We start from the raw sequence: 25108 nt of genomic DNA, 5'->3' as shown, positions 1-25108 counted from the left end.
GAATCGGGCGTTACGTGCAAGAACTTATCCTTGGTATTGTCGACAATCATCCCGACGTCGAACTTCTTATTTCCCTCAATGCTAGTATGCCGCTGGAAGCACTTGCAGCTCGCGACCATCTCCAGCAATGGATAAAACCTGCCAATATTTTCATGTGGCATGGTGTTGCCGAAGGGGGAGAAGCGATAGAGGGCTATACGGAGAAGAGGCGGCTCAGCGAGATCGCTCTGGCTTATCATGTCGCGTCGCTGAATCCCGACGTCGCGCTATCTGCGAGCCCGTTCGAAGGCAGCTTTGACAAGACTGTTCCGCTCGTTCCCAATAGTATCTCGAAAATTCCTTTCGCATCGATCTTTTACGATGCGATACCTTATCGCTATCCCCAGCAATATCTCTCATCCTCGGCGTTGCGTGCCTATTATGAGCGTCGCCTCGCCTCCTACTCAGAATTCAATTTGAATCTTTGTATTTCCGAATATTCCCAACACGAGTGTTTCGAGATCTCAAGAAATCCTCGTGTATTCAACATGCTTGCGGGCGTATCGAGAGATTTCAGGGATGCGATGGAGCATGTCGAAACGAACGCGCCAAAGCTGACCGAGAAACCCTTCATCCTCTATGTCGGAGGGCTGGATTGGCGCAAGAATGTGAGGTCTGCCATTGAGGCATTCGCACAATTGCCGGCAGATTTGCGAGAGCAATACAGTTTTGTGTTGGCTGGCGATCACCCACAATCGCTGTTACGAGACGAACAAGAGAGGTGGAAGAAGCTGGGGCTTCCCGAGCAGAATTTCGTAGCTATTGGCCATGTGACGGACAGCCAGCTCGTGGCGCTTTACAGGGAGACTGACCTCGTCATTCAACCTTCGCTACTGGAGGGGTTCGGCTTGACCGCACTGGAAGCCATGACGTGCGGCGCGCCTGTCATTGCGTCGAACACGGGCGCCCTGCCTGAAGTCATTGGAGACAGGGAATTCCTTTTCAATCCAGCGGATGCCAAGGACATAGCGCGAGTAATGAAGAAGGCACTTGGCAACCGTCAAGCGATGAAGGCTGTGACTGACAAACAGCGCAATCGTGCCGCGGAATTCAGTTGGGCGAAATCCGCTGCTATTGCCGTTGCTGCGCTGAAAGATGCCGTGACCCACTCGGCGGAGAACGGCAAGGTTGAATCGATCTCAGCGGCTAGATATGCCGCTTTGCAGCGACTTGGAAATACGGATCTTCCGACGAATTTCATCGCGCAGACATTTGCACGATCGGAGTTAGTCAAATCTGACAGGCCACGACTGATCGTTGATGCGACATCAACATATCGCGTGGACCACAAGACCGGTATTCAGCGTGTTGTCAAAAATATTTGTTCCAATCTCGAGATGCTGCAGGATGATGGCGTCGAACGGATAGTCGCATATAGCGATTCTCTCGACGGTTGGTTTGCGATTCCGAAGACGCTGGAGAAAACCAACACCGCAATTGGCTTCACGGAAGATACTCGGCTGGAATTTTCCCCGAATGACCGCATCTTGATGCTCGATAGCTCCTGGGAATTTTATAGGCATCACTACGCAACGTTGCGCTCTGCCCGCTTGAGGGGCGCTATCGTCATTTCATGTCTCTATGATACGATTCCGCTAAGATTCCCGGGTTTCTGCGACCCTGGCATGCCCCCCACATTCTCGAACTGGTTTCAAGCTGCCCTGTCCTATTCGAATGCGTTTATCTGCATTTCGAAAGCCGTTGCCGATGAACTGATCACGATACTTGAGGCGATCCAGTTTCCACGGGAGCTGAAGATAGGCTATTGGCACCTCGGCGCCGATTTTGCCAAGGCGACCATTGCCGCTGATGTTATGCCTGTTCGCCGCAATGAGCGCTCGGAGTTCCTGATGGTTGGCACACTCGAGCCGCGCAAAGGGCACGGTGTTGCCCTGGAGGCTTTCGACAGATTGTGGGACGAGGGTATGGACGTTGGACTGACGATCGTCGGAAAGCCCGGCTGGGGGGGCGAGCATTTCGTTCGGCGAATAGAACAACATCGTGAGTATGGGAAGCGTCTGATCTGGATGAACGGCATTTCGGATGAAAAATTACAGAATGCCTATAGCGACAGCGATGCCTTGATTGCTGCCTCATATGCTGAAGGTTTCGGCCTTCCCATTGTTGAGGCCGCGCACTTTGGGAAAGCTGTGATTGCAAGCGATATTCCAGTTTTCCGCGAAGTCACCGCAAACGGCCAGAATTGCTATTTCTTTGCCGTTGGTTCCCCCGAGTCGCTCGCAAAGACGATCCGTTCGTTCCTTCGTACAGGAACGAATACTATCGAAACCCCGCCTTTGGCGCGAAGAGTCAATGGAGGGATAAGTTGGAAGGAAAGTGCCGAAAAATTACAGAGGGTCGTGCTTACTGACGATTGGTATCAGCTATACAGGCCGCAGTCGAACACGACTTACGTACCAATAAGCAATATCGGCATCACGAAAATGGGAGAGGCGCTGGCTTCCGATGAAACCCGGCACAAGATCGAGTTGGTGGAAGGGCCGATTGCCAGTGATAGTGACACGCTGAAGTACATAGTTCGTGTTGTCAATTTGTCCCAAAAGCTGTGGGGAAGCGTGGGTGCTCCGGATGGTTCGCTGGCGGTGATGGCGAGCTATCGCATTCTGTCGAACAATGGAGAGGCGATCTCCCTGGAGAACCGTAGGTCTCGTATTCCATTCGTGTTGCCGTCTGGCGACAGCCTATATATGTCAATCGAGATCCCCTCGGCATTCAAAAGGAAGGGCGGTGCTTTCGCAGATATAGGCTTGCTCCAAGAATCGGTCGGTTGGTGGAGTAATCCGCTACGGGTCCCGTTGTGATGGAGCGACCGCGAGACGCAGTGGTACATGGGGTAGCCAGCGAATGAAAATCGGTATCGATGCGCGTAATTTGGTAACGAGCATGACCGGTATCGGACGGTACGTGCTGGAAATGAGCCGGCATCTCGCGTTTCGCGGCCATGAACTGCATTTCTATTTGCCCGAAGCTCCATATGGTGATCTGAAGGAGCTGCCTCCGGCAAAACTGCATGTTGCGCGCTTTCCTGGTGGAATAAGACGGATGATCTGGGCGCAGACGGAACTACCAGGCCGTGCGGCGCGGGATAAGATCGAAGTGTTTTGGGGGCCTGCTCACCGTCTACCGTTTTTTCTCGATCGTCGCATTGCGCGCGTCATCACGATTCATGATCTCGTCTGGCGAGATATGGCTGCAACTATGCGGTGGCAGACTTGGATGGCCGATCGCTGGTTAATGAAACCGGGGGTCGCCGTTGCCGACGAGATTGTTGCTGATTCCGCTGCAACAGCTGATGCGCTAAAGGCTCAGTTTCCGAGATGCGGCGACAAGCTTAGCATTATCTATCCTGGGTTAACGACCATCGGCGGAGTAGCGATCTCAAAGAAACTGTCGCAGTTTGGCATCGATCGCCCCTACATTCTCTTCGTCGGAACGCTTGAGCCCCGCAAAAATCTGCTCAGACTGTTGCAAGCCTATGCAGCTTTGCCTGAAACCACGCGGCAGCGATTTCTTCTGGTGCTCGCGGGCGGTCAAGGCTGGCGGTTGGGCGATCTGAAAGGGCATATCGCGGAATTGCAGATTGAGCCATCCGTTCGGCTGACTGGCTACGTGTCTGACGCCGATCTCGCGCAACTGTACAGCCATGCTCGCTTTCTCGCGATGCCATCGCTTTATGAAGGCTTCGGTTTTCCGATCATAGAGGCGAATGCGATGGGAATCCCGGTGCTGACGTCCAATACGTCCTCCATGCCCGAGGTTGCCGGCAAAGCCGGTATTCTTGTCGATCCCAACGATGTGCAATCCATTCGCAACGGCCTGGAAAGCCTTGCTACCGATGACATGCTTCACGCGCGTCTTGCAGACAATGCAAGGCCGAATGCTGCGCGATTCGATTGGACGGAAAGTGCGCGCCAGCTGGAGCGCATCTTCGAGAAGGCGATAGCCAAGCGTCGCGGCGGCATCTAGCCAGGCTATAGTTACATGCCTTGCATGTCGCTGATCGAACCGCTTTCCAGGTACGCTGGAGGAGCTTTGCGGTTACTGGTACCGCACAGATATGCTTCGTCTCGCATGATGCGGCCTCAGCGAGATCAGCCCGCTGTGGCAGCTTTCGCGTCTACCTTCGCCGCCGCCAAATACTCCCCCTTCAGCCGCATGTGACACCAGCAGGCGAAGGCGGAGCTGGCGAAGGCCAGGCTTTCTCCGATGGCCAGGCGGTTGTTGGAGTTGCTGAGCAGCGTCAGCGCGAAGAAGAACAGGCAGACGGCATAAGCGTGCCAGGCGGCGCGGGGGATGATGGCGGCCTTGTAGGCGCGCCGTACCGCCCGGATGAAGACCGCGAGCATGAAGGCCATGATGGCAGCGCCGAACAGGCCGTAGCGCACCAGGATTTCCAGATAGCCGTTGTGCAGCAGCGTGTACTGGATATGCGAATAGCGCGTCTGATACCAGCGTTCCAGCCAGCGGTTGCCCCAGCCGAAGACCGGAGCGGAGGAGAAGACTTCCCAGCTGTTCGACCAGAGCTGCAGCCGCTCGTCCATCGACACCGGCGTGTTGGTGGAGCCGATGGTGCTTGTCACCGCGCCACCCAGGTCATGGCCGCCGGTGACGCTTTCCAGCATGGCGACGGTCGCCGACACGGTCGGACCGGCCGTCTTGTCGAGATTATGACGCACGGTATAGACGCCGGCGACGAGCAGGACCGCGGCGACGGCGATGACGATGGCGCCGAGCTTCAGGCGCAGATAGCTCAGAGCCACCAGCGCCAGCACCGGCAAGGTGATGCTGAGCGCTAGCCAGACGCCTTTCGACTTGGCGCCATAGATGGCGATGAAACAGAGACCGACGATGAAGGGCGAGACGATATAGGCAAAACGCGCGATCCTGCGGTCGCTCGACTTGTCCGTCAGATAGTGCAGCAGCCAGAACAGCGTGAAGATCACGATCATGCCGCAGGCGACGGCGCCGTGGATCTGGTTGTTCATGATCAGCGGGCGGATGGTCTCGCCGGCGAAAACCTCACGGAAATGCTGCGTGGCGACCAGCATGATCAGGGCCGCGGCGAAATAGGCGGCGATGATCTTTTCGAATAGCGGTTCGTACAGCAGGACCGCGACGCCGAGGATCGGGAAGAAGAAGGGAAAGGCGTAGAGCCAGTCAGAGGCGCCGATATCGTGTTCCGGCGTCAGCCAATAGGTGATGCCGAAGCGGGTCATGACGTAGGCACCCCAGCCCATGCATAGCCAGCCGATCCAATCAGTGTGAGGCCGCACCGGCGCCTTCAGATAGTAATAGAGCGCGATCAACGAGAGCAGGGCGACCGCATAGCGGTAGGCATCGCTTTCCACAAGGGTAGCGGATGCGACGAGAATCCAGAGCAGGCTTCCGAAGATCGCCACGGGCCGTGTCATGATGCCTGTGGTCATCCTGCCGGTCATAGCCCCGGCCGCGGGATCAGCATGCGGTTTCTTCGCGCGCAAGTCGTCCAATGGTATCTCCGCCTTCGTCCACGTTCGATTCGTCTGGTATGCCGGAGCATTCACGACAGCCAGTAGGGCTGTAAAGGGGCATGAATACGGCATTTCGGCGGTTGTGCATCCACCGAGCTTATTTCTGCCCGATGCTGCTGTTAATGGGTCACACCATCGCTGCGAACGACCTTCAGTGCCGTCAGGATGATGATCTTCAGATCGAAGAAGAAGGATCGTTGGCGCAGATAATCCTCATCCAGTGCCACTTTCTGCGGGATCGGCAGCTCATCGCGGCCGTTGACCTGTGCCCAGCCGGTGAGGCCTGGCAGCAGGACATCGACGCCGCGCTCGGTGCGCAGGGCAATCAGGTCATGCTGGTTGAACAGCGCCGGGCGCGGGCCGACGACGCTCATTTCGCCCTTCAGGATGCACCAGAGCTGCGGCAGTTCGTCCAGGCTGGATTTACGCAGGAAGGAGCCGATCGGCGTCAGATAGGCGCCGGCATCCTTCAGCAGATGCGTCGCGACCGCAGGCGTGTCGGTCCGCATGCTGCGAAATTTCGGCATGCGGAAGATCTGGTTTCGGCGGCCGACCCGGTCCGACCAGTAAAGAATGGGGCCGGGGGAGGTCAGCCGCACGGCGACCGCGACGATCAGGATCGGGATGGAAAAGACGACGACAGCCGCAAAGGCGGCGAGGAAGTCGAAAAGGCGCTTGGCGATCGTATAGGGCATCGTCTCTGATGGTTTTACCGGCGCCGGTTTCGCGGCGCCGGTGATGGCTTCTGCGCAGTCCATCTCATATCAGGCATTTCTGCACAATCGTTCGAGGCACAAATTTTGCCGGGCCTGTCCCGCAGGGGCGCCTTGTTTCTCCCGGAGATAATGTGCGAAGCATGGTCTGAGCGGACGCATGGGCGTTATTGAGGGGCGATGGGCGCATGATCCTGGTTACGGGTGCAACGGGTTTTGTCGGGCAGGCGCTTTGTGCTGAGCTTTCCCAGCGACAGATGGATTATCGTCCGGTCAGCCGTGCACCAAAGTCGGGTTTCGTGGCCATGGGCACGTTCGATGGCGTAACCGATTGGGCGAGAGCGCTTGCCGGCGTCGAAACTGTCGTGCATCTGGCGGCGCGGGTCCACGTCATGAATGACACCTCGGCCGATCCGCTCGCCGCCTTTCGCGCCGCCAATGTCGATGTCACGGTCAATCTGGCCCGTCAGGCCGCCCGGGCTGGCGTCAAGCGTTTCATCTTCCTGAGCTCGATCAAGGTCAATGGCGAGGCGACTGTCCCGGGCAAGCCGTTCAGGGCATCCGATACGCCGCATCCGGAGGATCCCTATGGCCAGTCGAAGCGTGAAGCGGAGGAGGCGCTCCTGGCCATAGGTGCTGAGACGGGCATGGAGATCGTCGTCATTCGCCCGCCGCTGGTCTACGGGCCGGGCGTGAAGGCGAATTTCGCCAGCCTGATGAAATGGGCCGGACGGCCGTTTCCCTGGCCTTTCGGGCTCGTCACCAATCGCAGATCGCTGGTCTTCGTTGGCAATCTCATCGATTTCATCCTGCTCTCGACGCATCACCCCGCTGCCGGAAACCGGGTGTTCCTCATCAGTGACGGTGAGGATCTCTCCATCGGCGAATTGATCGGCAAGCTTTCTGCGGCAATGGGGCGGAAAGCCCTGCTGCTGCCGATCCCGCCGCGTTTGCTGGAAGGGCTGGCGGCGCTGCTTGGCCGTCGTGCGGCGGCGCAGCGCCTTCTCGGGTCGTTGCAGGTCGATATCGGAGAGACGGTGGCGACCACCGGCTGGTCGCCACCCTATTCGGCCGATGAGGGCTTGCGGCTGACGGTCGCTCCCTCGTCAGGAGACCGCTAAGCGGCGCTTATAGGCTCCAGACAGCGTGCCCGTCGAGCCGGGGATTGTCGCGTTCCAGGGCCGCTTTCACGTCGACCACCACGCCGTTTTCGCCCAGAAGGTTGAGAATTTCCGCCGCATTATCGGTCAGGTAGGATTTGTGCGGCACGGCGAGCACGATGGCGTCGAGTTCGCCGAAATCGTTGAGTGCCGCCAGTCGTACGCCATATTCCTCTTCTGCCTCCTCATGGCTGGCCATGGGGTCGTGCACCAGCGGCTTGATGCCGAACTGGTGCAGTTCGCGGATGATGTCGGGCACGCGGCTGTTGCGCAGATCCGGCACGTTTTCCTTGAAGGTCAGGCCGAAAATGCCGATCCGGGCGCCATTGATTGGCTTTTGCGCCGTGACCAGCATCTTGATCAGCTTCTGGGCGATGAAGGCGCCCATGCCGTCATTGATACGGCGGCCGGAGAGGATGACTTCGGGATGGTAGCCGAGTTCCTCGGCCTTGGCGGTGAGATAATAGGGGTCGACGCCGATGCAGTGGCCGCCGACCAGGCCGGGCGTAAACGGCAGGAAATTCCATTTCGTCCGCGCCGCCTTCAAGACATCGGCGGTACGGATATCCATCTTTTCGAAGATGATCGACAGCTCGTTCATCAGGGCGATGTTGAGGTCGCGCTGGGTGTTTTCGATCACCTTGGCGGCTTCCGCCACCTTGATGCTGGGCGCCTTGTGGATGCCGGCCTCGACCACCGCGCCATAGACGGCGGCGATCCTTTCCAGCGTCTCCTCGCTGTCGCCGGCGACCACCTTCACAATGCGCTCGAACGTGTGCTCCTTGTCGCCGGGGTTGATCCGCTCCGGCGAATAGCCGAGGTGAAAATCCTCGCCCTGGCGCAGGCCGGAGACTTCGGCGAGCACGGGGCCGCAGACATCCTCGGTGACGCCGGGATAGACGGTCGATTCATAGACGACGATGCCGCCCTTCTTCAGGGCCTTGCCGACGGTGCGCGAGGCGGAAATCATCGGGCGCAGATCCGGCTGGCGGTTGCGGTCGATCGGTGTGGGAACGGCGACGATGAAGATGTCGCGGTCGCGCAAATCCTCCAGGTCGCTGCTGATGCGCAGCCCGCTTTCCCTCAGACGCTCCGGCGAGACCTCGCGCGTGTCGTCCTCGCCCGCTTTCAGGGCCGCGACGCGGGACGCCTTGATATCGAAACCGACGACATCGGGAAATTTTCCGGCCAGGGCGATCGCGACGGGCAGCCCGACATAACCCAGGCCGATCACGGCAATTTTTTCGCTCAATACACTCTACCTCGAACAATCGACCTGAATTAGCGCATATCCGAGCCGCGTGTCAGCGCAAATCTTTGCAGTACCGTGCCAATTCAGGTGCATGTCAGATCAATGTGAATATCAGGCTGGGGCTTTGCAATAGTCGCATCGACGGTGTGACGTTCTATGCCGCCCATCGTCTCGAGGTGGCCGAATAAAAAGGAAGTCCGACGTGTTTACTGCTCGTTCCTCCCAAGGAGATCGTAAATCATGAGTAATTTCAATGCCGCCGCCGCAGATAAGCGGGCGGCCCGCTACGACCATTTCACCATCATGCTTCACTGGCTGACCGCAGTTCTGGTCCTGGTTCTGTTCGCGATCGCGCAGGTCTGGGACTTTGCCGATCGTGGCACGCCGCTGCGGCTGGGGTTGATTTCGTTGCATGTCTCGCTCGGTATTCTGTTTGCCGCCGTCCTCGTCCTGCGCATCGTCTGGCGCCTGATGACGCATCGGCGCACGGCGCCCGCCGTTTCCGGACTTCAGCATGTGGCGTCGACCCTCGTGCATCTCTTGTTATACGCGCTGATGATCTCGCAGGCATCCTATGGCTTCCTGATGCGCTGGGCTTCCGCAAAAGATCCGGAATTCTTCGGTCTCTTCTCCATCCCGCCCTTTGTCATCGTCGATCCGACAATGCGCCGCCTGTTCAGCGAGCTGCACAGTGCCACCGCCTGGGCAATCATCGCCATTGCCGGCATTCATGCCGTGGCCGCCCTCGTGCATCATTATGTGTTGCGTGACCGCCTGCTTGCCCGGATGATGCCAGCGCGCGGATAGATGCTGAGGCGATACCTATCGAAACTTTTTGCTCGCATGCCCATTTAGTATCCTGAGACAGGTTTTCTCGGAATGCGTGGTTCCCTATGCGTAACAAATATCTCAAGCAATTATATGCCCGACGCACGGAGCTTGAATCTAAGCTCGAGCTGCATATAGCGCGCTATTGTTTTGGCGACGGAGAGGTCGAGGATGGCACCGAAGCGGATCTGAAAGAGAGGATCCGTGAGGTATCGGACGAGATCGTGGCGCTGGAACAGGGGGCATAATAGCTAGACATCGCTTTCGTTTTCGCGTGATAAGGATTCATACTCTTCGATGGATCGCAGCGGAGACGAGGTTGTCGATGAAGCCGAGCCTGCCCACTCTCCTGAGCATCAATGGCGGCTATGTCGATACCGCCGGTTTCCTGGCCCTGCATGGCCTGTTTACCGCCCACGTCACAGGCAACTTCGTCACCTTCGCCGCCGCAATGGTGCTGGGAACGTCGGGTGCAGCGGGCAAGCTGCTGGCGTTGCCGGTCTTCTGCGTCGTCGTGATCCTCGCCCGCCTCCTTGGTGGTGAATTGTCGCGGCGCAATTCGCCGGTGCTGCCGGTGATCCTGATGCTGAATTTCGTGCTATTGGCGCTTGCCGCCGTCTTTGCCCTTGGTTTCGGGCCGTTCGTCAGTGGCGATGGCTGGCAGCCGATACTGACGGGGATGACGCTGGTGTCGGCGATGGCCGTGCAGAACGCCTTGCACCGCGTCCATCTCGGTACGGCGCCGCCAACGACAATGATGACTGGGACGACGACGCAGATCATGATCGATATCGCCGATCTCCTGCGCGGGGTACAGCCCGAAGCGGAGGCCGCCGCCAAGGCGAGGCTTGGTCGAATGGGGGCGACGCTTGGGGGTTTTGTCTTCGGCTGTGCCGCGGCGGCCCTGCTTTTCATGCTGATCGGTGTCGCATGTTTCCTCGTGCCGCCGGTTCTGGCGCTCGCTGGAATTCTGTTGCATGCGGGCAGGGCGGCGGCCCGACCTGCTTAAAGATAGCGCCCGAAATCCTCGTCTTTGCTGCGCTTGCGAAGTCATCGCCTTTTTGGTCTTGCAACTCTCCCAGAGGTCTCTAACTCTACGCCTCGGATCAAGCGCGATCTTACGTGCTTGGGCAGTACATCGTTGAGAAGGGATGGCTATGGCAGGGGAAACGGTTCTTGTGGTCGGGGGCGCTGGCTATATCGGCTCGCACACATGTCTGGATCTGGCGAACAAGGGGTTCCAGCCCGTCGTCTATGACAATTTTTCCAACGGTCATCGCGAATTCGTCAAATGGGGTCCGGTCGAAGAAGGCGATATCCGCGACCGGGCGCGCCTCGATGAGGTCCTGGCGAAATACAAGCCGGCCGCCATCCTGCATTTTGCGGCGCTGATCGAGGTGGGCGAATCCGTCAAGGACCCCGTTTCCTTCTACGAAAACAATGTCATCGGCACGCTGACACTGCTGGCGGCGGCACAGGCGGCGGGCATCGGAGCCTTTGTCTTCTCCTCCACCTGCGCCACCTATGGATTGCCGCAGAGCGTGCCGCTGGACGAGAGCCATCGTCAGGTGCCGATCAATCCCTATGGCCGTACCAAATATATCGTCGAGCAGGCGCTTGCCGATTACGGTCAGTACAAGGGCCTGCGCTCGGTGGTGCTGCGTTATTTCAACGCTGCCGGCGCCGATTTTGAAGGTCGCATCGGCGAGTGGCATACGCCGGAAACCCATGCCATCCCGCTGGCGATCGACGCGGCGCTTGGCCGCCGCCAGGGCTTCAAGGTCTTCGGCAGCGACTACGACACGCGCGACGGCACCTGCGTGCGCGACTATATCCACGTCCTCGATCTGGCGGACGCGCATGTGCGGGCGGTGGAATATCTGCTGCGGGGCGGCGAGTCCGTCGCGCTGAACCTTGGCACCGGCACCGGCACGACGGTCAAGGAACTGCTGGGAGCGATCGAAACCGTGTCGGAACGACCGTTCCCCGTTGAATATGTCGGCCGCCGCGAAGGCGATTCGACGACGCTGGTCGCCAACAACGACAAGGCCCGCGATGTTCTCGGCTGGTCGCCGCAATACGATCTGTCACGCATCATCGAATCCGCCTGGAACTGGCATGCCAAATCCAACCAGCACTGAGCGGCATGCCTCGGGCAAACGCCCAAACGTACTACTGATATCGGCCGATCAGTGGCGGGGCGATTGCCTCTCCGCTGTCGGCCATGCCAGCGTCAAGACGCCGAATGTCGATGCGCTGGCGCAGGACGGCGTGCTGTTTGCCCGGCATTTCGCCGGGACGGCGCCCTGTTCGCCGGCGCGCGCGACGCTTTATACCGGCCTCTATCAGATGAACCATCGCGTCTGCCGCAACGGGTCGCCGCTGGATGCCCGGTTCGACAATCTGGCGCTTGCCGCCCGGCGCGGCGGTTACGATCCGACGCTGTTTGGCTATACCGATACGGCTCCCGATCCGCGCGGCATGGATCCGAACGATTCGCATCTGACCACCTATGAAGGCGTGCTCCCCGGCTTCAGTGCCCGCCAACTCCTGCCCGAGCATGAGAAGCAATGGCTTTCTTGGCTGCGCTCACGCGGCCATGCGGAGGCGACAAGCCGCGATATCCATATCCCCGTCGGTGCCAAGCCCGGTGAGATTTCCAATGCCACGCCGTCCTATTCCAAGGATGAGACGCAGACCGCCTTTCTGGCCGGCGAATTCATCCGCTGGCTTGGCGAGCAGGACGCGCCGTGGTTCGCGCATGTCTCGTTCCTGCGGCCGCATCCGCCGTTTTCGGTGCCGGAACCCTACAATCGCATGTTTACGCCAGGCGATGGACCGGCCTTTGCGCGTGCTGCCGATCGCGAAGCAGAGCAGGCGGTGCATCCCCTTCTCGCCTTCGCCTTGCCGCTGATCGGCAAAGGCAGCTTCATCCATGGCGGCGAGGGGTCCGCGAGCGACTGGACGGCGGAAGATCTATCGGCCATTCGCGCCATCTATTACGGCATGATCGCCGAGGTGGATGCGCAGCTCGGGCGGATCTGGCAGGCGCTCAAGGATGCGGGTGCGTGGGATGATACGCTGATCATCTTCACCTCCGACCATGCGGAAATGATGGGCGATCACTGGATGCTCGGCAAAGGCGGCTTTTTCGATGGCAGCTACCATGTGCCGCTGGTCATCCGCGATCCCGGCCATCCGGCAGGCGCGGGCCGGCAGGTGGAGCGCTTCACCAGCGCCGCCGATATCTTTCCGACGCTGTGCGACCGGCTCGGCCTTGCTCCCGACAATCACCTTGACGGCGAGACGCTTGTGCCCTTCCTTGAAGGCGGAGAGCCGGAGGGTTGGCGCGATGCGGCGTTCTGGGAATTTGATTTCCGCGATATCGCCGGCGGCGAATCGGAGCGGCATTTCGGGTTGAAGTCGAATGCCTGCAATCTCGCTGTCATCAGGGACGAGCGCTTCAAATACGTACATTTTGCCGGCCTGCCGCCGCTGCTCTACGATCTGGCGAAGGATCCGATGGAGCTGACCAATGTCGCCGGTGACGCCGACTATGCGGCGGTTCGGCTGGACTATGCCGAAAAGCTGTTGTCGCTCAGGGCACAACACCTCGACCAGACGCTTGCCTATACCGAGCTGACGGAAAAAGGGCCGGTTTCGTACCGGCCCTGATCGAGTTTCAATAGCAGACTATCAAATGAATGCGCCGAGATAGGTCATCTTGCCAACCGGCAGGCCGCGACTGCGCAGAATGGCGTGCACTGTCGTGACGTGGAAAAAGAAATTCGGCAGGGCGAAGGTTGTCAGCAGACCTTCGCCGGTGAAGACCATCGTCTTGCCGCCGGGGGAAATCGTCACTTCACGGCTTTCGCTGCCTGCCATCGTCTCCGGCGTAATCGTCGCCAGGAAATCCTGTGTCTTCTTCAGGCGCTCGCGCAGTTCGGCAACGGTCGTCTCATTGTCCTCGAAGCGCGGCGCCTCGATGCCGGTCAGCCGGGCGATCGTGAGCTTGGCGCCATCGGAAGCGCGCTGAAACTGGCCGGAGAGCGGCAGCATGTCATCGATGAGCCGTGCGCCGATAAGCTCTTTGGGGTCGATGCCTTTCTCCGCGGCATAGGTCTCGATTGCATCGAGATAGGTCGCAAGGATTGTAAGGCCGCGTTGAAAGACGGGAACTGAAAAGCGGTACATCGAGGGCATGATGGTTCTCCATTGTCGGCCGGTGGGGATATTCGGCCCGATATTAACGGCGTTTTACGCCACTCGCATGTCGATGGAATGTCCGTTCCATCGGATCGAGTGGCTGAAATGTGGGTTCGAACCCCGACTTTTACAGCCTTTCCCCATTGAAAATTCCGCTATCGCCCTGAGAACTCCGTCTCCGCCGTGACGGATACAAAATAGTGTTGACGTTTCCCCTGGGAAATGGAATAAATATTCCGCATAGTGAATTTTACGGTTTGTTTGTTCCGTTTTTAAGCCGCCGTTATGGGAGTGATGGCAGCTTGGATTGTTGGCCCTGCGGTCGAAACCGAGGGTTCCGGTATTAATGAGGGGTGTGGCCGGACACCGCAATTGGGAGGAAAATCATGAGAAAACTAATTCTTGGCTCCGCTATGGCGCTTATGCTCTCGACGGCGGCACACGCCGAAACCATCGGCGTGTCGATGGCGCTGTTCGACGACAACTTCCTGACCGTTCTGCGCAACGGCATGCAGGACTATGCCAAGACGGTGGATGGCGTGAAGCTGCAGGTCGAAGACGCGCAGAACGATATCGCCAAGCAGCAGAGCCAGATCCAGAACTTCATCGCCAGTAAGGTTGATGCCATCATCGTCAATCCGGTCGATACGGATGCGACCGCCGCGATTTCGAAGCTGGCGGCAGAAGCGAAGATCCCGCTGATCTACGTCAACCGCGAGCCGGCGAACGTCGACAGCCTGCCGGAAGGTCAGGCATTCGTCGCCTCCAACGAGCAGGAATCCGGCACGCTGGAAACCAAGGAAGTGTGCCGTCTTCTCGGTGGCAAGGGCAAGGCCGTCGTCATGATGGGCGAGCTCTCCAACCAGGCGGCCCGCATGCGTACCAAGGACGTTCATGACGTTCTCGCCACCGACGAATGCAAGGGCATCACCATCGTCCAGGAGCAGACCGCCAACTGGCAGCGCACCCAGGGCGCCGACCTTGTGACCAACTGGCTGTCCAGCGGTCTCGAATTCGATGCCGTCATCGCCAACAACGACGAAATGGCGATCGGCGCCATCCAGGCGCTGAAGGCTTCCGGCAAGTCGCTCGACAAGATCGTCGTCGCCGGTGTCGATGCCACCCAGGATGCATTGGCTTCGATGCAGGCTGGCGATCTGAAGGTCACGGTGTTCCAGGACGCCGCCGGCCAGGGCAAGGGTGCGGTGGACGCCGCGCTGAAGCTTGCCAAGGGCGAAAAGGTCGAGAAGAAGGTCTACATTCCCTTCCAGCTCGTGACGCCGGCAAACGTCAAGGACTTCGTCAAGAAGAACTGACGCTGCCGCTATCGACGGATGCGGGCGCGTGAGCCCGCATCCTCACAAATTCCGCCACATTCCGGGAGAGAAAAGATGGTTGTCAGCCCATCCACCATGGCTGCGGTGCGCGCCAGCGGCGCTGTTCCCAACGCCCCCTATCTGCTGAGTGCCGAAGGCATCCGCAAGGAGTTTCCGGGCGTAGTGGCTCTCGATGACGTTTCCTTCCGTCTGAAGCGCGGCACGGTGCATGCGCTGATGGGCGAAAACGGCGCCGGCAAGTCGACGCTGATGAAGATCCTGGCTGGCATCTACGTGCCCGATCAGGGCGAAGTGCTGTTGAAAGGCGTCTCGATCCGCCTGAAATCGCCGCTCGATGCGTTGGAAAACGGCATTGCCATGATCCATCAGGAACTCAACCTGATGCCATACATGACCGTCGCGGAGAATATCTGGATCCGCCGCGAGCCGAAGAACCGTCTCGGTTTCGTCGATCATGCCGAGATGAGCCGGAAGACGGAAGAGCTGTTCCGTCGTTTGAATATCAGCATCGATCCGGAAATCCAGGTGGGTGAGCTCTCGGTCGCCAGTCGCCAGATGGTCGAGATCGCCAAGGCGGTCTCCTATGATTCCGACGTCCTGATCATGGACGAGCCGACCTCGGCGCTGACCGAGCGCGAGGTGGCACATCTCTTCGAGATTATCCGCGGCCTGCGCGAGCAGGGCATCGGCATCGTCTACATTACTCACAAGATGAACGAGCTATTCGAGATCGCCGATGAATTCTCGGTGTTCCGTGACGGTAAATATATCGGCACGCACGCCTCCACTGATGTTACGCGCGACGACATCATCCGCATGATGGTCGGCCGCGAGATCACCCAGATGTTCCCGAAGGAAGAGGTGCCGATCGGCGAGACTCTTCTCTCCGTCAAGGATCTCAGCCTGGATGGCGTCTTTTCCAACATTTCCTTCGAGGTCAGGGCCGGCGAAATTCTCGGTGTCGCCGGGCTGGTCGGCTCCGGCCGCTCGAATGTCGCCGAGACGCTGTTCGGCGTGACGCCGGCCTCCTCCGGCACGATCGAGCTGTTCGGCAAGCAGGTGGATGTCTCTTCGCCGGCGGTGGCGATCAGCCATCGCATGGCGTTCCTAACGGAAGACCGGAAGGATACCGGCTGCCTGCTGATCCTCAGCGTGCTCGAAAACATGCAGATCGCCGTGCTGCAGGACAAATTCGTCCGTGGCGGCTTCGTGCAGGAAGGTGCGGTCGGGGAGGTCTGCGAGGAGATGGCGCGCAAGCTGCGCGTCAAGACGCCGAACCTCGACGAGCGTATCGAGAATCTCTCCGGCGGCAATCAGCAGAAGGTGTTGATCGGCCGCTGGATGCTCACCAATCCGCGCATCCTGATCCTGGACGAGCCGACCCGTGGCATCGATGTCGGCGCCAAGGCGGAGATCCATCGTCTGGTCACGGAAATGGCGCGCAACGGCGTCGCTGTCATCATGATCTCTTCGGAGATGCCGGAAGTGCTCGGCATGAGCGACCGTATCATGGTGATGCATGAGGGCCGGGTGACCGGCTTCCTCGATCGTGCGGATGCAACTCAAGTGAAGGTGATGGAGCTGGCGGCGCAATGATCCGGGCCGGCCATCGCAAGGGAGGATTGAACCATGGTTAGCAAAGTCGCAGAGACGGTCGCACCGCCGCTGACGCGCTCGAAGCGGCGCCGCGTGCCGCCGGAACTCGGCATCTTTCTGGTGCTGATCGGAATTGCACTCGTCTGCGAGGTTCTCGGCTGGATCTTTGTCGGCCAGAGCTTCCTGCTCAACATCCAGCGCCTGAAGATCATGATCCTGCAAGTCTCGGTTATCGGGATTATCTCGGTCGGGGTGACGCAGGTCATCATCACCGGGGGCATCGATCTCTCATCCGGTTCCGTCGTCGGTTTGACGGCGATGATCGCGGCAAGCTTCGCTCAGTCCTCCACCTGGGCGCGGGCGCTTTATCCGGCGCTCACCGACCTGCCGTTCTTCGTTCCGATCGGCATCGGCCTGCTGATCGGCCTTGCCGCCGGCTACGTCAACGGCCTGCTGATCACGAGAACGAAGATCCCGCCCTTCATCGCCACGCTCGGCATGATGGTGTCGGCGCGCGGTCTGTCGAAGCTCTATACCAAGGGGCAGCCGATCTCGGGTCTCACAGACCAGTTCAATTTCATCGGCACTGGCATCTGGCCTGTCATCGTCTTCCTGGTGGTCGCCTTCGCTTTCCATATCGTGCTGCGCTACACGCGCTACGGCAAGTTCACCTATGCGATCGGCGCCAACATTCAGGCGGCGCGCGTCTCCGGCATCAATGTCGAGGGGCATCTGGTCAAGGTCTATGCGATCGCCGGTCTGCTGGCGGGTCTCGCGGGCATCATCACGGCGGCTCGCGTCCAGACGGCGCAGGCCGGCATGGGCGTGACCTATGAATTGGATGCGATCGCAGCGGCCGTTATCGGCGGCACCTCGCTCACCGGCGGCGTCGGACGCATCGCCGGCACGGTGATCGGCACGGTCATCCTCGGCGTGATGATCTCGGGCTTCACCTTCCTGAACGTCGACGCCTATTATCAGGAAATCGCCAAGGGCGTGATCATCATCGCCGCCGTGGCCATCGACGTCTATCGTCAGAAGAAGCGGGCGAAACGTTAGAACGGCCAAGGTTTTTTGGGTTTCTCAAGGCGGGGGCCATGTCCCCGCCTTTTGCTATTGTGCTGAAGGTTTCGAGTGTCCGGTGCGACGTTGCGGACACCGGAATAGTTGCGACCATCAAGCCGCGGCCTTTTTCCATCCCGCCGCCAGCAGACCGGCACCGATCATCAGCGTTCCGCCAGTCCGATTGACCAGGCGTTGCACACTTGGCTTGCGGATCGTCTTCCGGGCCATCGAGGCCATCAGGCCATAAGTGGTGGCATTCAACGTCGCCAGCGCCAGGAATGTCACCTCAAAGACGATCATCTGAAAAGCGATGGGCTTCGACGTGTCGAGGAATTGCGGAAGAAAGGCGACGAAGAAAATGATGCTCTTCGGATTGAGCGCGGTCACCGCATAGGTGTGCAGGAAAATTCGAAACGGCCGCTCTTTAGCTGTCTCGGCATCCTCCGCCTCGGCGGATCTGTCGGAGACCGGCACGCGCCAGAGCTTGATGCCGAGATAGATGAGATATGCCGCGCCAATCCACTTGAGCCCGGTGAAGATCGCAGCCGATGCGGCCAGCAATGCGCCAAAGCCCAGCATCGAGGCGGTCATCGCCGTGAAGTCGCCGAGCGCGACCCCTGCAACGGTGGCTGTGGTCGCCTTGCGGCCATGCCCGAGCGCATAGGATATGACGAGAAGGATGGTCGGTCCGGGGATCGCCAGCAGCACGGCGGATGCGGCGACAAAGGCAAGCCAGTGTTCGATAGACATGTGATGCTCCCAACTCTTTCAAGCGAGCAATCCACAAGACCAAGTGCTTGGCAAGCGTTGTCGCAAAATTTCTGATTGAACCGGCACGCTCGCTTCCGACCTTTGCTCCCGCTTACCGTCTGCCCGCACCCTTTATGCCCATGAAGATTTTTTTCATTTAGGGATGGCGAATTCTGTCATCTTTTCTATTCTGGCCGCTTTCCCTCCGCTCGTTCGAGCGTTTTATCCAGGATAGACGATGCAATCCGTATTCGATGGCCATAACGACGTTCTGCTGAGGCTCTGGCATCATACAAACGAAGGCGCCGATCCGGTCGCCGAATTTAAGAATGGGATATCGATCGGCCATATCGATGCGCCCCGCGCCAAGGCGGGCGGCCTCGCCGGCGGTCTCTGCGCCATCTATATCCCTTCCGGCCATCTCGTCTTTGCCGAACCAGACCGCAACGGCCACTATGCAACGCCGCTCGCCGCACCGCTGGAGCGGGCGCCATCGCTCGATATCGCGCTGGAAATGGCGGCGATTGCACTCAAGCTCGACCGTGCCGGCGCCTGGAAGCTTTGCCGGTCGACCGCAGACATCCGCGACAGCATGGAAAAGGGCATTTTTGCCGCCGTCATGCATATGGAAGGCTGCGAGGCGATCGATGCCGATCTCGTTGCGCTCGAGACCTTCTATGCCGCCGGTTTGCGCTCGCTCGGCCCGGTCTGGAGCCGCAACAACGTCTTTGCCCACGGCGTGCCCTTCGCCTATCCAAGCTCGCCGGATACCGGCCCCGGCCTGACGGATGCGGGGTTTGCGCTGGTGCGCGAATGCAACCGGCTCGGCATCGTCATCGACCTCGCCCATATCACCGAAAAAGGCTTCTGGGATGTGGCGAAGACATCGGACCAGCCGCTGGTCGCCAGCCACTCCAATGCCCATGCGCTGACCCCGGTCGCGCGCAACCTCACCGACAAGCAGCTCGATGCCATCAAGGAGAGCCGTGGGATCGTCGGCCTCAACTATGCGACCGCCATGCTACGCGAGGACGGCCGCTCGGATGCCGACACGCCGATCGAGGTGATGATCCGCCATCTCGACCATCTCATCAAGCGCGTCGGCATCGATTGCGTCGGCCTCGGATCGGACTTCGACGGGGCGACGATTCCAGCGGATATCGGCGATGCCGCCGGCAATCAAAAGCTGATTGCTGCTCTCCGGAACGTTGGCTATGGTGAGGCCGATCTTGCGAAGCTGTGCAGGGAGAATTGGCTTCGTATTCTGGCGTCCGCCTGGGGAGAGGGCAGCGCGCCGCGTGCACAATCAGACTGATAAAAGTCCAAATAAGGGAACGAAAACATGATGATCACCAGGATGAACCGCAGCTTCCGCGCCCTTTCGGCCGGCGCGGCTCTCTCGATTTTGCTGATGGCTGCGCCGAGCGCCTTTGCCGAAACGCCGAAGGACACGCTGGTCGAGGGCTTTGCCTTCGACGACATCCTCAGCATGGACCCGGCTGAGGCCTACGAGCTCTCCACCGCCGAAATCACCGGCAACACCTACAGCCTGCTCGTCCGCCTCGATATCAAGGATACCTCCAAGATCCAGGGCGATCTTGCCGAGAGCTGGTCGGTTTCCGACGATCATCTGACCTATACGTTCAAGCTGAAGCCCGGCCTGAAATTCGCCTCCGGCAATCCGATCACCGCCGAGGATGTTGCATGGTCCTTCGAGCGTGTCATCAAGCTCGACAAGAGCCCGGCCTTCATTCTCAGCCAGTTCGGCCTCACCGGCGACAACGTGACGGAAAAGGCCAAGGCAACCGATCCGAACACTTTCGTCTTCACCGTCGATAAGCCTTACGCACCGAGCTTCGTGCTGAACTGCCTGACGGCCACCGTCGCGAATGTGGTCGACAAGAAGCTGGTTCTGCAACACGTCAAGCCGGCGACGCCGACGGCCGACTTCAAGTATGACAACGACTTCGGCAATAGCTGGCTGAAGACCGGCTTCGCCGGCTCCGGCCCGTTCAAGCTGCGCGAATGGCGCGCCAATGAGGCCGTGGTTCTCGAGCGCAATGAAAATTACTACGGCGACAAGCCGAAGCTTGCCCGCGTCATCTACCGCTTCATGAAGGAAAGCTCGGCCCAGCGCCTGGCGCTGGAGAACGGCGATATCGACATCGCCCGCAACCTGTCGCCGAACGATCTCGCTGCCGTCGAGAAGAACGCGCAGCTTGCCTCGACCAGCGCGCCGAAGGGCACGATCTATTACATCAGCCTCAACCAGAAGAACCCGAACCTTGCCAAGCCGGAAGTGCAGCAGGCGTTCAAATACCTGATCGACTATGATGCCATCGGCAAGACGTTGATCAAGGGTATCGGCGAAATCCACCAGACCTTCGAGCCGCAGGGCCTGCTCGGCGCGCTGGACGAAAATCCGTTCAAGCTGGATGTCGCCAAGGCGAAGGAATTGCTGGCCAAGGCCGGCCTGCCGGACGGCTTCTCCGTGACCATGGACGCTCGCAGCATCGAGCCGGATACCGGCATCGCCACCACGATCCAGCAGACGCTCGGTCAGGCTGGCATCAAGGTGGAAATCATCCCCGGCGACGGCAAGCAGAAGCTGACCAAATATCGCGCCCGCAATCACGACATCTATTACGGCCAGTGGGGCAACGACTATTGGGATCCCCATTCCAACGCCGATACCTTCACGAACAATCCTGACAACTCCGACGCCGGCACCAACAAGACGCTTGCCTGGCGCAATACCTGGACGACGCCGGAACTCGACAAGGAAACAAAGGCCGCCCTGTTCGAGATCGATACCGCCAAGCGCGCCGCCATGTATCAGGATATCCAGAAGAAGTACCTGGAAGCCAGCCCCTTCATCTTCCTCTATCAGCAGACGGAAGTGGCCGGCTATCGCAAGGACGTGAAGGATTTCAAGCTCGGTCCAAGCTTCGACACGAATTTCGTATGGCAGATCTCGAAGTAGTAATCCGGAAGGATTAGTTCTTTGAGCACCGTCGAACGGAAAATGGAGGTGCGGCCCAAGAAGGGCCGTACCGCGCCCATTCTAATGGGCGTCTTGCGCTTCCTGGTCGTCGCCGTCACGACCTATCTCGGCCTTCTGGCCGTCACCTTCTTCATCGGACGGGTGATCCCGATCGATCCGGCGCTGGCGATTGCCGGCGACCATGCGCCCGCGCAGGTGATCGAACGCCTGCGCCGCGAAATGCATCTCGACCAACCGCTCTATCAGCAGTTCTACTTTTATCTGGTGAGCGCGCTCACCGGCGATTTCGGCACCTCGGTGCTGACGACCAATCCGGTGATGGACGATATCCGCCGCGTCTTTCCCGCGACCATGGAGCTTGCGACCGTCGGCACGATCATTGGCGCGGTTATCGGGGTTCCCTTCGGCGTGCTCGCTGCCGTGCGCCGCAACAGTTTCATCGACCAGATCGTCCGCGTCATCGGTCTCGTCGGCTATTCGGTGCCGGTCTTCTGGCTGGCGATGGTGACGCTCGTCATCTTTTATGCGCAGCTGCGCTGGGTGGCCTATCCCGGCCGCATCGACATTGCCTACGAATATACCTTCACGCCAGTTACCGGCTTCTATCTGCTGGACAGCGCCATGCAGGGGCAATGGGACGTGTTCTGGGATGTGTTCCGCCACATCATCCTGCCCGCTTCGCTGCTCGGCTATCTGTCGCTTGCCTATATCAGCCGCATGACGCGCAGCTTCATGCTGAACGAACTGGGCCAGGAATATATCGTTGCTGCCCGCGCCAAAGGCCTATCCGAGACGGGGGTGATCTGGGGACATGCGCTGCGCAGCGCCGCCGTGCCGCTGATCACGGTGATCGCGCTCTCCTATGCCTCCTTGCTGGAGGGATCGGTGCTGACGGAGATTGTCTTCTCCTGGCCGGGCATCGGCTTTTATATCACCAGCTCGCTGCGCAATGCCGACATGAACGCCGTGCTCGGCGGCACCATCGTTATCGGCACGGTTTTCATCGGCATCAACCTGCTGTCCGATCTGCTGTATCGGACCCTCGATCCAAGGACGCGACGTAAATGACGGCTGGGACCACGCAAATTAGCTGGCGTGACTGGCTGCTGTCGGACCGGCCGCAGTCGCGCCGGCAGGCAAGGCTCGGGCGAGCCTACGTCACCTGGCGGCAGTTCTCCGCCAATCACCTGGCTGTCGTCGGGCTGCTGATCATCTTCGCGCTGGTGCTGATCGCCGCCCTTGCCGATGTCCTCGCCCCGCATTCGCCCGTTATCGGCGATCTCACCAACGCCTATCTGCAGCCGCCGGGAACCGGGAGCTATCTGCTCGGCACTGACGATCTCGGCCGCGATATTCTCTCGCGGTTGATCTACGGGTCGCGATGGACGCTCTATATCGTCGTGCTGGTCGCGATCATCTCTGCGCCGATCGGGCTGATCATCGGCATGGTCGCCGGTTATCTGGGCGGCTGGGTCGATACCGTGCTGATGCGGATCACCGACATCTTCCTCGCCTTCCCGAAACTGGTGTTGGCGCTCGCCTTCGCCGGAGCGCTCGGGGCGGGCATCGAAAACGCCATCATCGCCATCGCCATCACCTCCTGGCCGCCCTATGCGCGTCTGGCGCGGGCCGAGACGATGACCGTGCGGCGCTCGGACTATATTGCCGCCGTGCAGCTGATGGGCGCCTCGCCGCTGCGCATCATCTTCCGCCATGTCATGCCGCTCTGCATTTCCTCGTTGATCGTGCGCGTCACGCTCGACATGGCCGGCGTCATCCTGACGGCCGCCGGCCTCGGATTTCTCGGCCTTGGCGCGCAGCCGCCACTACCAGAATGGGGCGTGATGATCGCCAGCGGCTTCAAATATTATCTCGACCAATGGTGGGTGGCGGCTATGCCCGGTATCGCCATCCTGATCGTCAGCCTCGGCTTCAACCTGCTCGGCGACGGGTTGCGCGATGCGCTTGATCCGAAGGAGAGCGGCCAATGACGACGATGCTGACGGTCGAGAACCTCAGAGTTCGTTATCCCACTCGCACTGGCGTCATCGAGGCGGTGCGCGGCGTCTCCTTCACGCTCGGTCGCGAGCGGCTCGGCATCGTTGGTGAGAGCGGCTCCGGCAAATCGCAGACCGGTCGCGCCATCATGGGGCTGACACCGCCGCACGCGCTCGTCAGCGCCGACAGGCTGAATTTCAGCGGCATCGATTTGTTGTCGATCTCAGCCAAGGAGCGCCGGTCGCTGCGCGGCAAGCGCATCGCCATGGTGCTGCAGGATCCGAAATATTCGCTGGACCCGGTGATGCCCATCGGCAAGCAGATCACCGAGACGTTGCGCACGCACGAAAAGGTCGGCAGGGGAGAAGCGCGCGACCGCGCCTTGGCCATGCTGGAGGCCGTGCAAATCCGCGATCCCAGGCGTGTCTACGACCTACATCCGCATGAAGTTTCCGGTGGCATGGGCCAGCGCGTGATGATTGCGATGATGCTGATCGCCGGGCCGGAACTGCTGATCGCCGACGAGCCGACCTCGGCGCTGGACGTTACCGTGCAGCTCGATGTGCTCCGAATCATGGACAAACTGGTGTCGGAGCGCGGCATGGGGCTGATTTTCGTGTCGCACGATCTGCGGCTGGTCTCCTCCTTCTGTGACCGAGTGATTGTCATGTATGCCGGCAAGATCGTCGAGGAACTGAAAGCCTCCGAGCTTAACAATGCGCAGCATCCCTATACGCGCGGCCTCTTGAACTGCATGCCCGTGATCGGCGAGAACCGCCATCCGTTGCCGGTTCTCGATCGCAAGCCGGAGTGGGCGGCATGACGGCGGCGCTTGCAGTTGACGGCCTCAGCGTTGTCTATGACGGTTACTATGCCCTGGATGCGGTGAGCATCGATGTGAACCGCGGCGAATCCTTCGGCCTCGTCGGCGAGTCCGGTTCCGGCAAGTCCACCTTGCTGCGGGCCGTCGCGGGTCTGGCGCCGGTCAGCGGCGGCACGATCCGCATCGACGGCGCGGCACTGAAGGGCTCGAAGCGCGCCAAGTCGTTCTATCGGCAAGTCCAGATGGTATTTCAGGACCCCTACGGTTCGCTGCATCCGCGCCAGACCATCGACCGGTTGCTGCTGGAGCCGCTGGCGATCCATGGCATCGGCGACAGCGAGACGCGGATTGCCAGAGCGCTCGACGAAGTCGGTCTCGGCACCGGCTTCCGGTTTCGTTATCCGCATCAGCTTTCCGGCGGCCAGCGCCAACGCGTGGCAATCGCCCGCGCCCTGATCGTCGAGCCGTCCATTCTGCTGCTTGATGAGCCGACCTCGGCGCTGGATGCCTCCGTGCAGGCGGAAGTGCTCAATCTGCTGGAGCAGGTGCGCAGGGATCGCCATCTGACATTCGTCATGGTCAGCCACGATCTCGGCGTCGTCACCCATATGTGCGAGCGCCTGGTGGTCATGCAGAACGGCGCCATCGTCGAGCGGCTGAGTGCGAAAGATCTGGCCGCCGGCAAGGTCGAAGAAGACTATACGCGCAATCTGATGATCGCGAGCAAAGGGTTTGTTCGCGATTAAACATTTGTAATCATTTTGTTTTTAGTCGATATCCGTTCAAAAGACGACCAATCGTATAGA

General features: G+C 59.8%; 22 protein-coding genes. 17 read left to right on the top strand and 5 right to left on the bottom strand.

Going from position 1 to position 25108, the window contains the following annotated elements:
- Positions 1–14: 14 nt before the first annotated feature.
- Both AC1RO0_RS26055 and AC1RO0_RS26050 read left to right on the top strand, forming a co-directional pair.
- Positions 15–2861 carry a glycosyltransferase family 4 protein gene (locus tag AC1RO0_RS26055; protein ID WP_498595469.1) on the top strand — a complete coding sequence of 949 codons (2847 nt, stop codon included), beginning with the start codon at positions 15–17 and terminating at the stop codon, positions 2859–2861.
- Positions 2862–2904: 43 nt separating this feature from the next.
- Entirely contained in the window at positions 2905–4026 is a 1122-nt protein-coding gene (locus AC1RO0_RS26050) for a glycosyltransferase family 4 protein (protein WP_498595468.1), read from the top strand.
- Positions 4027–4151: 125 nt separating this feature from the next.
- On the opposite strand, the gene AC1RO0_RS26045 is transcribed toward AC1RO0_RS26050, so the two are convergent.
- Positions 4152–5549: an O-antigen ligase family protein gene (locus AC1RO0_RS26045; RefSeq protein ID WP_498595467.1), complete on the bottom strand. Its 1398-nt coding sequence runs from the start codon at positions 5547–5549 to the stop codon at positions 4152–4154.
- A 140-nt stretch (positions 5550–5689) separates the two neighbouring features.
- Positions 5690–6265: a sugar transferase gene (locus AC1RO0_RS26040; protein WP_498595582.1), complete on the bottom strand. Its 576-nt coding sequence runs from the start codon at positions 6263–6265 to the stop codon at positions 5690–5692.
- Between the two features lie 206 nt (positions 6266–6471).
- Between AC1RO0_RS26040 and AC1RO0_RS26035 the strand changes: the two genes are divergently transcribed.
- On the top strand, positions 6472–7404 hold the full coding sequence (locus AC1RO0_RS26035) for an NAD-dependent epimerase/dehydratase family protein (protein WP_498595466.1): 933 nt from the start codon (positions 6472–6474) through the stop codon (positions 7402–7404).
- 7 nt (positions 7405–7411) lie between these two features.
- Here the strand turns inward: AC1RO0_RS26035 and AC1RO0_RS26030 are convergent, their stop codons facing one another.
- Complete coding sequence (locus AC1RO0_RS26030; RefSeq protein WP_498595465.1) at positions 7412–8695, bottom strand: nucleotide sugar dehydrogenase; 1284 nt, start codon at positions 8693–8695, stop codon at positions 7412–7414.
- A gap of 240 nt (positions 8696–8935) precedes the next feature.
- On the opposite strand from AC1RO0_RS26030, the gene AC1RO0_RS26025 reads away from it, so the two are divergent.
- From AC1RO0_RS26025 to AC1RO0_RS26005, 5 genes are all read left to right on the top strand, one after another.
- Positions 8936–9502, top strand: a complete 567-nt coding sequence (locus AC1RO0_RS26025) for a cytochrome b (RefSeq protein ID WP_498595464.1) — start codon at positions 8936–8938, stop codon at positions 9500–9502.
- An 86-nt stretch (positions 9503–9588) separates the two neighbouring features.
- The gene (locus tag AC1RO0_RS26020; protein WP_498595463.1) at positions 9589–9771 is read left to right on the top strand and encodes a hypothetical protein; all 183 of its coding nucleotides are present in this window, start codon (positions 9589–9591) and stop codon (positions 9769–9771) included.
- A gap of 77 nt (positions 9772–9848) precedes the next feature.
- Positions 9849–10532, top strand: coding sequence for a YoaK family protein (locus tag AC1RO0_RS26015; RefSeq protein WP_498595462.1), 684 nt, complete (start codon positions 9849–9851; stop codon positions 10530–10532).
- 148 nt (positions 10533–10680) lie between these two features.
- Positions 10681–11664 (top strand): UDP-glucose 4-epimerase GalE, encoded by a 984-nt coding sequence (galE, locus tag AC1RO0_RS26010; RefSeq protein WP_498595461.1) that lies wholly within the window; start codon positions 10681–10683, stop codon positions 11662–11664.
- Positions 11642–13198 carry an alkaline phosphatase family protein gene (locus AC1RO0_RS26005; RefSeq protein WP_498595460.1) on the top strand — a complete coding sequence of 519 codons (1557 nt, stop codon included), beginning with the start codon at positions 11642–11644 and terminating at the stop codon, positions 13196–13198. Before galE ends, AC1RO0_RS26005 begins: the two co-directional genes overlap by 23 nt.
- Positions 13199–13219: 21 nt before the next feature.
- Here the strand turns inward: AC1RO0_RS26005 and AC1RO0_RS26000 are convergent, their stop codons facing one another.
- Positions 13220–13729: a DUF1993 domain-containing protein gene (locus AC1RO0_RS26000; RefSeq protein ID WP_498595581.1), complete on the bottom strand. Its 510-nt coding sequence runs from the start codon at positions 13727–13729 to the stop codon at positions 13220–13222.
- Positions 13730–14115: 386 nt separating this feature from the next.
- Here AC1RO0_RS26000 and AC1RO0_RS25995 point away from each other — a divergent pair, with 386 nt between their 5' ends.
- The 3 genes from AC1RO0_RS25995 to AC1RO0_RS25985 all read left to right on the top strand — a co-directional run bounded on the left by AC1RO0_RS25995 (position 14116) and on the right by AC1RO0_RS25985 (position 17721).
- Positions 14116–15045, top strand: a complete 930-nt coding sequence (locus AC1RO0_RS25995; RefSeq protein WP_498595459.1) for a sugar ABC transporter substrate-binding protein — start codon at positions 14116–14118, stop codon at positions 15043–15045.
- 75 nt (positions 15046–15120) lie between these two features.
- On the top strand, positions 15121–16662 hold the full coding sequence (locus AC1RO0_RS25990; RefSeq protein WP_498595458.1) for a sugar ABC transporter ATP-binding protein: 1542 nt from the start codon (positions 15121–15123) through the stop codon (positions 16660–16662).
- A 33-nt stretch (positions 16663–16695) separates the two neighbouring features.
- On the top strand, positions 16696–17721 hold the full coding sequence (locus AC1RO0_RS25985) for an ABC transporter permease (RefSeq protein WP_498595457.1): 1026 nt from the start codon (positions 16696–16698) through the stop codon (positions 17719–17721).
- A gap of 117 nt (positions 17722–17838) precedes the next feature.
- Here the strand turns inward: AC1RO0_RS25985 and AC1RO0_RS25980 are convergent, their stop codons facing one another.
- A complete protein-coding gene (locus tag AC1RO0_RS25980) occupies positions 17839–18477 on the bottom strand; it encodes a LysE family translocator (protein WP_498595456.1) in 639 nt (212 codons plus the stop codon).
- A 238-nt stretch (positions 18478–18715) separates the two neighbouring features.
- On the opposite strand from AC1RO0_RS25980, the gene AC1RO0_RS25975 reads away from it, so the two are divergent.
- The 6 genes from AC1RO0_RS25975 to AC1RO0_RS25950 are packed head-to-tail and all read left to right on the top strand — an operon-like array spanning position 18716 to position 25048.
- The gene (locus AC1RO0_RS25975; protein WP_498595455.1) at positions 18716–19792 is read left to right on the top strand and encodes a dipeptidase; all 1077 of its coding nucleotides are present in this window, start codon (positions 18716–18718) and stop codon (positions 19790–19792) included.
- Positions 19793–19819: 27 nt separating this feature from the next.
- Positions 19820–21460: an ABC transporter substrate-binding protein gene (locus tag AC1RO0_RS25970; protein WP_498595454.1), complete on the top strand. Its 1641-nt coding sequence runs from the start codon at positions 19820–19822 to the stop codon at positions 21458–21460.
- A gap of 21 nt (positions 21461–21481) precedes the next feature.
- Complete coding sequence (locus tag AC1RO0_RS25965) at positions 21482–22549, top strand: ABC transporter permease (RefSeq protein ID WP_498595453.1); 1068 nt, start codon at positions 21482–21484, stop codon at positions 22547–22549.
- Positions 22546–23472, top strand: coding sequence for an ABC transporter permease (locus tag AC1RO0_RS25960; RefSeq protein WP_498595452.1), 927 nt, complete (start codon positions 22546–22548; stop codon positions 23470–23472). Before AC1RO0_RS25965 ends, AC1RO0_RS25960 begins: the two co-directional genes overlap by 4 nt.
- On the top strand, positions 23469–24302 hold the full coding sequence (locus tag AC1RO0_RS25955; RefSeq protein WP_368512370.1) for an ABC transporter ATP-binding protein: 834 nt from the start codon (positions 23469–23471) through the stop codon (positions 24300–24302). The genes AC1RO0_RS25960 and AC1RO0_RS25955 overlap by 4 nt, the downstream gene beginning before the upstream one ends.
- Positions 24299–25048 (top strand): ABC transporter ATP-binding protein, encoded by a 750-nt coding sequence (locus tag AC1RO0_RS25950; RefSeq protein ID WP_007692372.1) that lies wholly within the window; start codon positions 24299–24301, stop codon positions 25046–25048. The genes AC1RO0_RS25955 and AC1RO0_RS25950 overlap by 4 nt, the downstream gene beginning before the upstream one ends.
- Positions 25049–25108 lie beyond the last annotated feature (60 nt).

It is taken from the genome of Rhizobium sp. GW821-FHT14E12, assembly GCF_058803745.1.
The sequence above is the reverse complement of the archived record's forward strand: the minus strand, read 5'-3'. Positions and strand labels throughout refer to the sequence as shown.